The following is a 12,397-nucleotide window of genomic DNA, read 5'->3' as shown; positions in this document are numbered from 1 at the left end:
TCCGGCGGGATCGACAACTTCGGTGTTGGTGCCCTAAGACATGTCCCAAGACATAAGGGGACCCCGCGCACCCGCCAGAGCCCGCTGACCCTTGCTGCCTTCCGGCCCTGGGGGAGTTCACAGGATGGACGCCGCGCGGGGTCCACGGACGAGTCTAACCGCCCCGCCTCCCGCGCCGCACCCCACCCGCCTCCCGGGCCGCGATCCGAGGCCGCTCGGCCCCGCGGTTTGCCTCTGCTTGCGCGTCCTGGGTATTCTCCTCCACGGAGGATTCGCCTAGTGGCCTATGGCGCTCGCCTGGAACGCGGGTTGGGGTTTATAGCCCCTCAGGGGTTCAAATCCCCTATCCTCCGCCGCAGACGCGGCCCGGAGCTCTCGAGCCCGGGCCGCGTCGCTCATTTCGGCCCCGGTTGACCCTGCCGCCCCGCCCCTCTCCGGCTTGCGCGCCCCCTTTGCACACCGAACGCCCAGGTGCGCGCCCTCTAGGGTCCATTCCGGCAGCGCAAGCCGACTCCGCAGCGCAACCCGCCACCCGCGACCACCCACGCTCGGTAGGCTCGCGATCGTGACCGAGACCACGGGCGGCCGGACCGTTGACGACGACGTCGCCCTGCGGGTGCTCGTCTACAGCCACGACGCAGCCACCCGCAGCCGCGTGATGTCCGCCCTCGGCACCCGCCCGCACCCGGACCTGCCCCGGCTGACGTACCTCGAGGTCGCCACGGCCCCGGTCGCCCTCGAGCACCTCGACGCCGGCGGGGTCGACCTGGCGATCCTCGACGGCGAGGCGACGCCCACCGGCGGACTCGGCCTGGCCAAGCAGCTGCGGGACGAGCTCGACCGCTGCCCGCCGGTGCTCGTTCTCATCGGCCGGGCGGACGACCGCTGGCTCGCCGACTGGTCCCGCGCGGACGCGTCGGTCCCCCACCCGATCGACCCGCTGCGCCTGCGCGACGCGGTCAACGGGCTCCTCGCCCCCGCCTGACACCGGCCTCGCGGCCGCGCGCACTGTCCCCCGCGCCCGGAGAACCCGGCCGACACGCCGTCTGTCCGAACCCCCGACTTTCGCCAACACAGTGTGAGTAGAGTCACAGTAGTGGGCCGCACAGTGAACGGCCCGCCGGGGAGACGGACGACCGGACCCCATCAGCGCCGGTCGCTCGAACCCCCTGCGGTTGCAGTAGAGGCCCGCCCACAGGCGGCTTCTCATCACAAGCGCGAGGAGTGACGCCGACGTGAACGAATACGTGCCCATCCTGGTACTCGGGGCCCTGGCCGTCGCCTTCGCCGTCTTCTCCTCGGGCGTGTCCTCCTTCGCGGGGCCCAGTCGGTTCAACCGCGCCAAGCTCGAGGCCTACGAGTGCGGCATCCAGCCCACGCCGCAGCCGGCGGGCGGCGGCCGCTTCCCGGTGAAGTACTACCTCACCGCGATGCTGTTCATCATCTTCGGCATCGAGATCCTCTTCCTCTATCCGTGGGCCGTCCACTTCGACCAACTCGGCGTGTTCGGGCTGGCCGCGATGGCCCTGTTCGTGTTCAACGTCTCCGTCGCCTACGCCTACGAGTGGCGCCGCGGCGGACTGAGCTGGGACTGACCCGGAGAGTCGGAGAGGAGCGCCGAGATGGGACTCGAGGAGAAGGTGCCGGCCGGCTTCCTGCTGACCACGGTCGAGCAGCTGGCGGGCTACATGCGCAAGGGCTCGCTGTGGCCGGCGACGTTCGGTCTGGCGTGCTGCGCGATCGAGATGATGTCCACGAGCGGCGGCCGCTACGACCTGGCCCGATTCGGCACGGAGGTCTTCCGCGCGTCCCCCCGACAGGCCGATCTCATGATCGTCGCGGGGCGGGTCTCGCAGAAGATGGCGCCGGTCCTGCGGCAGGTGTACGACCAGATGGCCGAGCCCAAGTGGGTCCTGTCGATGGGCGTGTGCGCGTCGTCGGGCGGGATGTTCAACAACTACGCGATCGTGCAGGGCGTCGACCACATCGTGCCCGTCGACATCTACCTGCCCGGATGTCCGCCGCGGCCGGAGATGCTCATGCACGCGATCATCACGCTGCACGACAAGATCCAGAACATGCCGCTGGGCGCGAACCGGGCCGAGGCGATCCGTGCCGCGGAGCAGGCCGCGCTCGACCAGCGTCCGCTCATCCCCGTCGAGGGGATGTTCCGATGACCGATAGTCGCCCGGACTCCGGCGCCGCGGACCGCGACCGGGCCCCCGACGCACCGAACGCACCCGACCGCACGGACAGCCCTGGCCCGGACACCGTCGGCGTGCGCCACGGCATGTTCGGCGTCCGCGGCTCCGGGGACACCACCGGGTTCGGGGGCCTCGTGCGCCCCAAGGAGATGCCCGGCGGTACCCCACCGCCCTATGAGGACGACGACGACGAGGTCATCCGCGCGCTCACCGCGGCCCTGCACCAGCGGGGTGGGCCGAGTTTTCAGGAGGCCGTCGAGAGGGTCGTGGTCCATTGCGGGCAGCTCACCCTGCACGTGGAGCGGCAGCACCTACCGGCGGTGGCCCTGACCCTCAGGGACGCCCCGGACCTGCGCTTCGAGATGTCGTTGGGCGCCAGCGGGGTGCACTACCCCGACGCCACGGACCGGGAGCTGCACGTGGTGTATCCGCTGCAGTCCATCACCCACAACCGTCGCGTCATGCTCGAGACGTCGGCCCCGGACGCGGATCCGCACATCCCCACGCTGACCCGCGTGTATCCCACGACGGACTGGCACGAGCGGGAGACGTACGACTTCTTCGGCGTCATCTTCGACGGCCATCCGTCGCTGACGCGGATCGAGATGCCGGACGACTGGGAGGGCCATCCGCAGCGCAAGGACTACCCGCTGGGCGGGATCCCGGTCCAGTACAAGGGCGCGACCATCCCGCCGCCGGATCAGCGGAGGGCGTACTCATGACCGCCGATCGCACCCGCGCGAGGCGCTCGGCCCGTGCCGACCGCGCCGCGGACTCCGACACGATCCTCACCGCCTCCGGGCAGGACTGGGACGCGATCAGTGAGGCGGCGCGCAACGCCGACGACGACCGCATCGTGGTGAACATGGGCCCGCAGCACCCGTCCACGCACGGGGTGCTGCGGCTGATCCTGGAGATCGAGGGCGAGACCGTCACCAAGGCCCAGTGCGGGATCGGTTACCTGCACACCGGCATCGAGAAGAACCTGGAATACCGCTACTGGACCCAGGGCGTCACCTTCGTCACCCGCATGGACTACCTGGCGCCGTTCTCCAACGAGGTCGCCTTCTGCCTGGGCGTGGAGAAGCTACTCGGGATCTCCGACCGGATCCCGCCGAGGGCGTCGGTCATCCGGGTGATGCTCATGGAGCTCAACCGCATCTCCTCGCACATGGTGGCCCTGGCGACCGGTGCCCTGGAATTGGGGGCGAGCACCCCGATGCTCTTCGGGTTCCGCGAGCGCGAGCTGGTGTTGGACATCTTCGAGGTCATCTCTGGCCTGCGGATGAACCACGCCTACGTCCGGCCCGGCGGCGTGGTCCAGGACCTGCCCGACGACGCGGTGCCCAAGGTGCGCGAACTGCTCGAGGTGATGCCCGGGCGGATCCGCGAGATGGAACTCCTGCTGCGCGAGAACCCCATCTGGAAGATGCGGCTGCAGGACGTCGGCTACCTCGATCTCACCGGGTGCATGGCCCTCGGCGTGACCGGCCCGGTCCTGCGGGCCACAGGACTGCCCCACGACGTGCGCCGGTCCGACCCGTACTGCGGATACGAGGACTACGAGTTCGACGTCATCACCGGCTCGGCGAGCGACTGCTACGACCGGTTCGTCATCCGTGTCGAGGAGATGAAGGAGTCACTGAAGATCGTCGAGCAGTGCCTGGACCGGCTCGAACCGGGACCCGTGATGGTCGACGACCCCAAGATCGCCTGGCCCGCCCAGCTCAAGGTGGGACCAGACGGGCTCGGCAACTCCTCCGAGCACATCCGCAAGATCATGGACAGCTCCATGGAGGCGCTGATCCACCACTTCAAGCTGGTCACCGAGGGCTTTCCGGTCCCGCCGGGTCAGGTGTACGTGCCGGTGGAGTCCCCCCGCGGCGAGCTGGGGGTGCACATGGTCTCCGACGGCGGGACCCGCCCGTACCGGGTGCACTACCGCGACCCCTCGTTCACCAACCTGCAGGCCGTGGCAGCGATGTGCGAGGGCGGGATGCTTTCCGACGTCATCGCCGCGGTCGCCAGCATCGACCCCGTGATGGGAGGGGTGGACCGATGAGCAGCACGGAGTCGACGAGTCGCGAACCGGTTTTCCTGCAGTTCGGGCAGCAGCCCGACGAGCCGGGGGCGATCGTCCGGCCCGACGCCCGCCGGCGCTACCCCGACGACGTCCTGGCGAGACTGCGGGCCGACGCCGAGGTGATCATCGCCCGCTATCCGCAGGCCCGGTCGGCGTTGCTGCCACTCCTCCACCTCGTCCAGGCCGAGGACGGGCACCTCACGCCCGCCGGCATCGAGTTCTGTGCCCTCGCCGTCGGACTCACCTCCGCCGAGGTCATGGCCGTCGCCACGTTCTACTCGATGTACCGGCGCACGCCCACGGGCGACTTCCTGGTCGGGGTGTGCACCAACACCCTGTGCGCGGTGATGGGCGGCGACGAGATCTACGCCGACCTGCGTGACCACCTGGGGCTCGACGGGCCCGGCACCACCGACGACGGCCGGGTGACACTCGAGCGCATCGAGTGCAACGCGGCCTGCGACTACGCCCCGGTGATGATGGTCAACTGGGAGTTCTTCGACGACCAGACCCCCGCCTCCGCCCGGCAGGTCGTGGACGACCTGCAGGCTGGCCGGACGGTGACCCCGACCCGGGGCGCTCCGTTGTGCACGTTCCGCGAGACCTCCCGCCTCCTCGCCGGCTTCCCCGACACCCGCCCCGGCGCGAACAACGGCGCCCCCGGCGACGCGACTCTGGTGGGCCTGCGGATCGCCCGCGAGCACGACATGCGCGCCCCCGCGGGGCCGGACGAGTCCACTGAGCTGCCCTCCACCGAGCCGGCCACCGAATCGACGTCCACCACACCGGACGAGGAGGCCTGACATGCCGCTCGCACCGTACCTCAGCCGCTACTGGGACGCCCCCAACAGCTGGACGCTCGAGACCTACCTGGACCACGACGGCTACACGGGCCTGCGCAACGCCCTGGCCACCGGACCGGACGAGGTCATCTCCACCGTCCTCGACGCCGGCCTGCGCGGCCGTGGCGGCGCCGGGTTCCCCACCGGCCGCAAGTGGGGCTTCATCCCGCAGGAGACCGGCGAGTCGGCCGACGGCTCCGACTCCGGCCCGGGCACGCAGGCCTCCGCGGCCGCCAAACCCCACTACCTGGTGGTCAACGCCGACGAGTCCGAGCCCGGCACCTGCAAGGACATGCCGCTCATGCTGGCCACCCCGCACGTGCTCATCGAGGGCATCATCATCGCCGCGTACGCCATCCGCGCCTCGCACGCGTTCATCTACCTGCGCGGTGAGGTGGTGCCCGTCCTGCGCCGCCTGCAGGTAGCGGTCGCCGAGGCATACGAGGCCGGGTACCTCGGCCGCGACATCCTCGGAAGCGGCGTCGACCTCGATCTGATCGTCCACGCCGGGGCGGGCGCCTACATCTGCGGAGAGGAGACCGCCCTGCTCGACTCGCTCGAGGGACGCCGCGGCCAACCCAGACTGCGGCCGCCGTTCCCCGCCGTCGCGGGCCTCTACGCCTGTCCGACGGTGGTGAACAACGTCGAGTCCATCGCCAGCGTGCCGTCGATCCTCCAGCACGGGCCCGAGTGGTTCCGCTCGATGGGCTCGGAGAAGTCCCCCGGCTTCACCCTGTACTCACTGTCGGGGCACGTCACCCGGCCCGGCCAGTACGAGGCACCGCTGGGCATCACGCTGCGCGAGCTACTCGACCTGGCCGGCGGGATCCGCCAGGGCCACACCCTGAAGTTCTGGACCCCGGGCGGCTCCTCGACCCCGCTGCTCACCGACGCCCAGCTCGACATGCCACTCGACTACGAGGGGTGCGCCGCCGAGGGCACCATGCTCGGCACCAAGGCACTGCAGATCTTCGATGACACCACCTGCGTCGTGCGGGCGGTGCTGCGGTGGACGGAGTTCTACGCCCACGAGTCGTGCGGCAAGTGCACCCCCTGCCGCGAGGGCACGTACTGGCTCGAGCAGATCATGCACCGACTCGAGGACGGCACCGCCACCGCCGACGATCTGGACCGACTGCTAGACATCTCCGACAACGTCGCCGGCAAGTCGTTCTGCGCCCTCGGCGACGCCGCCGCGACCCCGATCATCTCGTCGATCGCGCTCTTCCGCGACGAGTACCTCGCGCACATCCCGGGTGGCTGCCCGTTCGACCACAGCCGCTCCACCCTCTTCGACCGGACCGACCGTGCGGGTGCGGGCTCCCGGCGACCGCCCGTACGGCCGGCCACTCGACCGGATCCCACACGACCGGATCCCACACGACCCGAGGAGGTGGCCCGATGACCTCCGCCCGGTCAGGTGTCCCCCGCGACGCCCGCGGTCCCGACCAGGAGCCGGACCATGGCCGCGCCAAGTCAGAGCGCGCCAAGTCAGAGCGCACGGACGATCTCGTCACGCTCACCGTCGACGGCCGCGCGGTCTCTGTGCCGCCCGGCACGCTCATCATCCGCGCCGCCGAGCGGTTGGGCGTGCAGATCCCCCGCTTCTGCGATCACCCGCTGCTCGAGCCGGCCGGGGCGTGCCGCCAGTGCATCGTCGAGGTCGAGGGCGCGCCCAAGCCCGTCACCTCGTGCACCACCCCGGTCACCCAGGACATGCAGGTGCGCACGCAATTCACCTCCGAGATGGCCGACAAGGCCCAGCGCGGGGTGATGGAACTGTTGCTCATCAACCACCCGCTCGACTGCCCGGTCTGCGACAAGGGCGGCGAGTGCCCGCTGCAGAACCAGGCCCTGTCCAGCGGCCACGGGCGGTCGAGGTTCACCGAGGTCAAGCGCACGTTCCCCAAGCCGATCGCCATCTCGTCGCAGGTGCTGCTCGACCGCGAACGCTGCGTCATGTGCGCCCGGTGCACCCGCTTCTCCGAGCAGATCGCCGGGGACCCGTTCATCGACCTCTTCGAGCGCGGCGCCCGGCAGCAGGTCGGGGTGTACGGCGACGAGCCGTTCGAGTCCTACTTCTCGGGGAACACTGTCCAGATCTGCCCGGTGGGCGCCCTGACCGGCGCGCAGTACCGCTTCCGCGCCCGCCCCTTCGACCTGGTCTCCAGCCCGGCGGTCTGCGAGCACTGCGCCAGCGGTTGCGGGCAGCGCACCGACCACCGTCGCGGGAAGGTCCTGCGCCGCCTCGCCGGCGACGACCCCGAGGTCAACGAGGAGTGGAACTGCGACAAGGGCCGGTGGGCGTTCACCTACGCCACCCAGCGCGACCGCATCACCACCCCCATGGTCCGCGGCGAGGGCGGCGGGCTGGTCCCGGTCCCGTGGTCCACCGCCCTGGCGACCGCTGCCCAGGGGTTGGCCGCCGCCCGCGGACGGGCCGGGGTCCTCACCGGGGGGCGGCTCACCGCCGAGGACGCCTACGCCTACGCCAAGTTCGCCCGCACGGTGCTCGGTACGAACGACGTCGACTTCCGCGCCCGCCCCCATTCGGCCGAGGAAGCGGACTTCCTGGCCGACCGGGTCGCCAGGCGCGGCCCGGGCGGCGGGTCGGAGCAGGGATCCGGCGGCGGTCCGGGTCAGGACAGCGGGCCGGGCCAGGACGGCGGGCCGGGCCAGGACGGCGGGCCGGGCCAGGACGGCGGGGCCGTGACCTACGCCGACCTCGAGACCGCACCCGCCGTGCTTCTCGTGGGCTTCGACCCGGAGGAGGAGTCGCCGATCGTGTTCCTCCGCCTGCGGCGGGCCGCGCGCGACCACGGGCTGAAGGTCTTCTCGATCGCGCCCTTCGCCACCCCTGCCATCCGCAAGACCCGCGGCGCTCTGCTGCCGACCGTCCCCGGGGCGGAGCCCGAGGTGCTCAGCGCCCTCGCCGTCGTCCCCTCCGACCCCGGCGGCACGGACCCCGGCGGCACGGACTCCGGCGGCGCGGCTCCCGCCGGCGAACCGACCTCCGACGCCGCCGGGTACGACCCCGCGACCGACCCCACCCGCGGCGCTCTGCCCACTCTGCTGCGCGAGCCCGGCGCGGTCATCCTCGTCGGCGAGCGGCTCGGCGCGGTGCCCGGCGGGCTGGCCGCCGCCTCTGCGCTCGCGGATGCCACCGGCGCACGGCTGGCGTGGATTCCCCGGCGCGCGGGTGAGCGCGGGGCGCTCGAGACCGGGTGCCTGCCGGGACTGCTGCCCGGCGGCGCTCCCGTCTCAGATGACGACGCCCGGAGGACCCTCGCCGAGCTGTGGCGCTGCGACGATCTGCCCGCGACGCCCGGCCGGAGCACCGCCGAGCAGCTGGCCGCGGCCGGCTCCGGCGAGCTCGGGGCCCTGCTCATCGGCGGCGTCGAGGCCGCCGACCTGCCCGACCCGCGCGCCGCGCTGGCCGCGATCGACGCCGCCGGCTTCGTCGTGAGTCTCGAACTGCGCCGCAGTGAGATCACCGACCGCGTCGACGTCGTCCTGCCGGTCGCAGCAGTCGCCGAGAAGGCGGGCATGTTTGTGAACTGGGAGGGCCGGACCCGCCCCTTCGCTGCCGCCCTGACCGGCACCGACGCTCTGCCGGACCACAGGGTCCTCAATGCCCTGGCGGAGGAGACCGGTGCCTGGTTCGGCTTGGCGGACGTGGAATCGGTGCGCCGCGAGATGCAGGCCGTCGGCCACGCACTCCGCCCCGCATCCGCCCACGCGGATCCGCAGCCGCACCCCGGCAGGGCGTCTCGCACCGACCGGAGCGCTGGCGAGACGCCATCGTCAGGAGCGGCTGCGGATGGGAGGGCCTCAGCGGGGACATCTGCGCGGGCGGCTGCGGGTCCGGAGCCCGGCGCCGGGCAGGCGGTCCTGGCCACGTGGCGGATGCTGCTCGACGACGGTCGCATGCAGGACGGGGAACCGCACCTCGCCGGCACCGCCCGCCGCCCCGTCGCCCGCCTGTCGCCGACGACCGCCCGCGAACTCGGAGCCGCCGACGACGACCCGGTGACCGTCTCCACCGACCGCGGGGCGATCACCCTGCCGCTGGCCGTCACCGAGATGCCCGACCGCGTGGTCTGGGTGCCGCAGAACTCGCCAGGGTCCGCCGTGAACGCGACTCTCGCCGCCGGCGCGGGCGACGTGGTGTCCATCGCGGCCGGGGAGGTGGCGTCATGACCGGGGTCGCGGTGAGCGGAGTCGCGGTGAACGGACCCGCCGTCCTCGTCGCCGGGGCCTCGTCGACCACCGGCGCCGACCTCACGGCCTTCGGTACGGACCCGTGGTGGCTGGTGTTGGCCAAGGTCCTCGCGGTCTTCGTGTTCCTCGTGGTGACCGTGCTCGCGGCCATCTACCTGGAGCGCAAGATCCTTGCGTGGATGCAGATGCGCATCGGCCCCAACCGCGTCGGCCCCGGTGGGATCCTGCAGAGCTTGGCCGACGGCGTGAAGATCGCCCTCAAGGAGGGATTCATCCCGGCCGGGGTCGACAAGCCGATCTTCCTGCTGGCACCGGTCATCGCGGTGATCCCGGCGTTCATGGCGTTCGCGGTGATCCCCTTCGGGCCCGTGGTCTCCGTCTTCGGCCACTCCACGCCGCTGCAGCTCACGGACCTGCACGTGGGAGTGCTCTACGTCCTCGCCGTCACCTCGATCGGCGTGTACGGGATCGTGCTGGCGGGCTGGTCCTCCGGCTCGACCTACCCACTGCTCGGCGGCCTGCGCTCCACCGCTCAGGTGATCAGCTACGAGATCGCGATGGCGCTGTCGTTCGTCGGGGTGTTCCTCTTCGCCGGCACCATGTCGACGTCGGGGATCGTCGCCGCCCAGTCGCAGGTGTGGTTCGTGTTCCTGCTGCTGCCCTCGTTCGTCATCTACGTCATCTCGATGGTCGGCGAGACCAACCGCGCCCCCTTCGATCTGCCCGAGGCCGAGGGAGAGCTGGTGGGCGGGTTCCACACCGAGTACTCCTCGCTGCGTTTCGCGATGTTCATGCTGGCCGAGTACGTCAACATGACCACCGTCTCCGCGCTGGCGGCCACCCTGTTCCTCGGCGGCTGGCAGGCCCCCCTGCCGTTCTCGCTGATCGACGGCGCGGACTCCGGCTGGTGGGCGCTGCTGTGGTTCGTGGCCAAGGTGTGGGCGTTCATGTTCCTGTTCATGTGGCTGCGGGCCACCCTCCCGCGACTGCGCTACGACCAGTTCATGGCCTTCGGCTGGAAGGTGCTCATCCCCGTCTCGCTGGCCTGGGTCATGGCGGTGGCGACCATCCGGGTGATCGTGGGCCCCGGGTCCGAGCTCCTCACGCCCGCCATGGTGGTCGCGGGCCTGGTGGCGGTGGCGGTCATCGTCGTCGTCCATCGGTCCCGCTACCGGCGCGGCGGCCGGGCCACGCCCACCCGCGGCGACTCCCCACCCGCGTCCGTCACGCGGGGCGCGCGCTTCGACCCCACGGCCGGAGGGTTTCCCGTCCCTCCGCTCCCCCACCAGCGCGTCGCGCTGGGCCGAACCACATCTGCAGACACGCCCCCCAGTCAGGAGTCCCGCCATGCCTAGGCAGTCACGGTCCCGGGTTCCCAGGTTCCTCGAACCGCTCGCCGGGTTCGGGGTGACGTTCTCCACGATGTTCCGCAAGGCGCACACCGAGCAGTACCCGGAGGAGAAGGTCCCCACCGCGCCCCGCTACCACGGGCGACACCAACTCAACCGCTACGCCGACGGGCTGGAGAAGTGCATCGGCTGCGAGCTGTGCGCATGGGCGTGCCCGGCGGACGCGATCTACGTCGAGGGCGCCGACAACACCGCCGAGGAACGCTTCTCCCCCGGCGAACGCTACGGGCGGATCTACCAGATCAACTACCTGCGCTGCATCGGCTGCGGCCTGTGCGTGGAGGCGTGCCCCACCCGGGCGCTGACCATGACGAACGACTACGAGATGGTCGACGACAACCGCGCCGACCTCATCTACGAGAAGCACGACCTGCTCGGACCGATGCTCGCCGGGATGGTCCCCGCCCCGCACGACATGTACCCGGGCGCCGACCACTTCGACTACTACCGCGGAGAGATCACCGGCTCCGCACCCGAACAGGGTGAGCCGTACGAGCCCGGTGACGCCGAGGCGCGCGGGGCGACCGCTGCCGGCTCGCGCGCGCGCCGCGGGAAGGGGGCCTCGTGACCACCGGGGAGTCCGTCCTGTTCTGGGTGCTGGCCATCATCGCCGTGGCCGGGGCGCTCGGGGTGGTCTCGGCGACCAAGGCGGTCTACTCGGCGCTGTGTCTGGCGGCGACCATGGTCTCGCTCGCGGTGCTGTACATCGCGCAGGGGGCGGTGTTCCTGGGCGTGGGCCAGATCGTCGTCTACACCGGCGCCGTGATGATGCTGTTCCTGTTCGTGGTGATGCTGATCGGGGTGGAGTCCTCGGACTCGCTGGTCGAGCGGATCCGGGGGCACCGGGTGGCGGCCATCGTCGCCGGCCTGGGGTTCGGCATCCTGCTGGCCACCGGGCTGGCGCGGGCGCAACTGCCGCCGTTCGCCGGGTTCGCCCCCGGATACTCGGACGTCCCCGCGCTGGCGGAGCTGCTGTTCTCCCGGCACGTGTGGGCGTTCGAGCTCACCGGGGTGCTGCTCATCATCGCCACCCTCGGCGCGATGGTCCTGGCGCACCGCGAGCGCTTCACCGGGCGCCTCACCCAGCGGGAGATGTCGCAGCAGCGTTTCCTCGACTGGCAGGCCGACGACTCCGCCCGCGTGACCCCGCTGCCCAGCTCCGGCGTGTACGCGCGCCGCAACTCCGCCGACATGCCCGCCCGACTGCCCGACGGGTCCGACGCCCCCGACTCGGTGAGCGAGGTGCTGCGGCGCCATGCGGCCGATCGCGCGGACGGTCCCGACGAACTCGGCAGCGGCGGACCCGGCGAAGGGGGCCGACGGTGAACCCCGAGTACTACCTGTACCTCTCGGCCGTGCTGTTCACCATCGGCGCGGCCGGGTTCCTGCTGCGGCGCAACGCCATCGTCCTGTTCATGTGCATCGAGCTCATGCTCAACGCCACCAACCTCGCCCTGGTGGCGTTCGCTCGGATGCACGGCGACGTCACCGGCCAACTCTTCGCGTTCTTCATCATGGTCGTGGCCGCCGCCGAGGTCGTGATCGGCCTCGCGATCATCATGGCCATCTACCGTTCCCGCCGATCGGCGTCCGTCGACGACGCCAACCTGCTCAGGTACTAGGGGGGACGACGATGAC

12 protein-coding genes, 1 tRNA gene and 1 other RNA gene are annotated in these 12,397 nt (G+C 71.3%); 13 read left to right on the top strand and 1 reads right to left on the bottom strand.

From position 1 onward, the window contains the following. Positions 1–52: 52 nt before the first annotated feature. An RNA gene (gene ffs, locus AB5G72_RS02025) (signal recognition particle sRNA small type) lies at positions 53–147 on the bottom strand. Positions 148–265: 118 nt separating this feature from the next. Between ffs and AB5G72_RS02020 the strand changes: the two genes are divergently transcribed. The 13 genes from AB5G72_RS02020 (at position 266) to nuoK (ending at position 12,381) form a co-directional block, all read left to right on the top strand. Further along, positions 266–353, top strand: a tRNA-Ser gene (locus tag AB5G72_RS02020). A 212-nt stretch (positions 354–565) separates the two neighbouring features. Next, positions 566–985, top strand: coding sequence for an Rv3143 family two-component system response regulator (locus AB5G72_RS02015; RefSeq protein WP_067714627.1), 420 nt, complete (start codon positions 566–568; stop codon positions 983–985). A 250-nt stretch (positions 986–1,235) separates the two neighbouring features. Then, positions 1,236–1,595, top strand: a complete 360-nt coding sequence (locus AB5G72_RS02010) for an NADH-quinone oxidoreductase subunit A (protein WP_067714630.1) — start codon at positions 1,236–1,238, stop codon at positions 1,593–1,595. 27 nt (positions 1,596–1,622) lie between these two features. Continuing rightward, positions 1,623–2,177 carry a NuoB/complex I 20 kDa subunit family protein gene (locus AB5G72_RS02005; protein WP_067714633.1) on the top strand — a complete coding sequence of 185 codons (555 nt, stop codon included), beginning with the start codon at positions 1,623–1,625 and terminating at the stop codon, positions 2,175–2,177. Further along, the gene (locus AB5G72_RS02000) at positions 2,174–2,926 is read left to right on the top strand and encodes an NADH-quinone oxidoreductase subunit C (RefSeq protein ID WP_440220828.1); all 753 of its coding nucleotides are present in this window, start codon (positions 2,174–2,176) and stop codon (positions 2,924–2,926) included. Before AB5G72_RS02005 ends, AB5G72_RS02000 begins: the two co-directional genes overlap by 4 nt. Further along, positions 2,923–4,266 carry an NADH dehydrogenase (quinone) subunit D gene (nuoD, locus tag AB5G72_RS01995; protein ID WP_440220827.1) on the top strand — a complete coding sequence of 448 codons (1,344 nt, stop codon included), beginning with the start codon at positions 2,923–2,925 and terminating at the stop codon, positions 4,264–4,266. The genes AB5G72_RS02000 and nuoD overlap by 4 nt, the downstream gene beginning before the upstream one ends. Further along, positions 4,263–5,090, top strand: coding sequence for an NADH-quinone oxidoreductase subunit NuoE (gene nuoE, locus AB5G72_RS01990; protein WP_440220826.1), 828 nt, complete (start codon positions 4,263–4,265; stop codon positions 5,088–5,090). The genes nuoD and nuoE overlap by 4 nt, the downstream gene beginning before the upstream one ends. A gap of 1 nt (position 5,091) precedes the next feature. Beyond that, complete coding sequence (nuoF, locus tag AB5G72_RS01985) at positions 5,092–6,534, top strand: NADH-quinone oxidoreductase subunit NuoF (protein ID WP_440220825.1); 1,443 nt, start codon at positions 5,092–5,094, stop codon at positions 6,532–6,534. Next, positions 6,531–9,329, top strand: a complete 2,799-nt coding sequence (locus tag AB5G72_RS01980) for an NADH-quinone oxidoreductase subunit G (protein ID WP_440220824.1) — start codon at positions 6,531–6,533, stop codon at positions 9,327–9,329. Before nuoF ends, AB5G72_RS01980 begins: the two co-directional genes overlap by 4 nt. Continuing rightward, entirely contained in the window at positions 9,326–10,705 is a 1,380-nt protein-coding gene (gene nuoH, locus AB5G72_RS01975) for an NADH-quinone oxidoreductase subunit NuoH (protein WP_440220823.1), read from the top strand. Before AB5G72_RS01980 ends, nuoH begins: the two co-directional genes overlap by 4 nt. After that, positions 10,698–11,327 carry an NADH-quinone oxidoreductase subunit NuoI gene (nuoI, locus tag AB5G72_RS01970; protein WP_185951072.1) on the top strand — a complete coding sequence of 210 codons (630 nt, stop codon included), beginning with the start codon at positions 10,698–10,700 and terminating at the stop codon, positions 11,325–11,327. Before nuoH ends, nuoI begins: the two co-directional genes overlap by 8 nt. Then, positions 11,324–12,085 carry an NADH-quinone oxidoreductase subunit J gene (locus AB5G72_RS01965; protein ID WP_067714651.1) on the top strand — a complete coding sequence of 254 codons (762 nt, stop codon included), beginning with the start codon at positions 11,324–11,326 and terminating at the stop codon, positions 12,083–12,085. The genes nuoI and AB5G72_RS01965 overlap by 4 nt, the downstream gene beginning before the upstream one ends. Next, on the top strand, positions 12,082–12,381 hold the full coding sequence (nuoK, locus tag AB5G72_RS01960; protein WP_067714654.1) for an NADH-quinone oxidoreductase subunit NuoK: 300 nt from the start codon (positions 12,082–12,084) through the stop codon (positions 12,379–12,381). Before AB5G72_RS01965 ends, nuoK begins: the two co-directional genes overlap by 4 nt. Positions 12,382–12,397: the final 16 nt, after the last annotated feature.

The sequence above is a fragment of the Dietzia sp. MNB45 genome (assembly GCF_051994785.1).
GTDB classification, from domain to species: domain Bacteria; phylum Actinomycetota; class Actinomycetes; order Mycobacteriales; family Mycobacteriaceae; genus Dietzia; species Dietzia kunjamensis.
This window is presented reverse-complemented; position numbering and strand designations above follow the sequence as displayed.

Bases quoted from the DNA above. Each gene is read 5' to 3' on its own strand.
- AB5G72_RS02000 (WP_440220828.1), top strand. From the start codon at position 2,174: ATGACCGATAGTCGCCCGGACTCCGGCGCCGCGGACCGCGACCGGGCC.
- AB5G72_RS01980 (WP_440220824.1), top strand. From the start codon at position 6,531: ATGACCTCCGCCCGGTCAGGTGTCCCCCGCGACGCCCGCGGTCCCGAC.
- AB5G72_RS02005 (WP_067714633.1), top strand. From the start codon at position 1,623: ATGGGACTCGAGGAGAAGGTGCCGGCCGGCTTCCTGCTGACCACGGTC.
- nuoH (WP_440220823.1), top strand. From the start codon at position 9,326: ATGACCGGGGTCGCGGTGAGCGGAGTCGCGGTGAACGGACCCGCCGTC.
- nuoF (WP_440220825.1), top strand. From the start codon at position 5,092: ATGCCGCTCGCACCGTACCTCAGCCGCTACTGGGACGCCCCCAACAGC.
- nuoE (WP_440220826.1), top strand. From the start codon at position 4,263: ATGAGCAGCACGGAGTCGACGAGTCGCGAACCGGTTTTCCTGCAGTTC.
- nuoD (WP_440220827.1), top strand. From the start codon at position 2,923: ATGACCGCCGATCGCACCCGCGCGAGGCGCTCGGCCCGTGCCGACCGC.
- nuoI (WP_185951072.1), top strand. From the start codon at position 10,698: ATGCCTAGGCAGTCACGGTCCCGGGTTCCCAGGTTCCTCGAACCGCTC.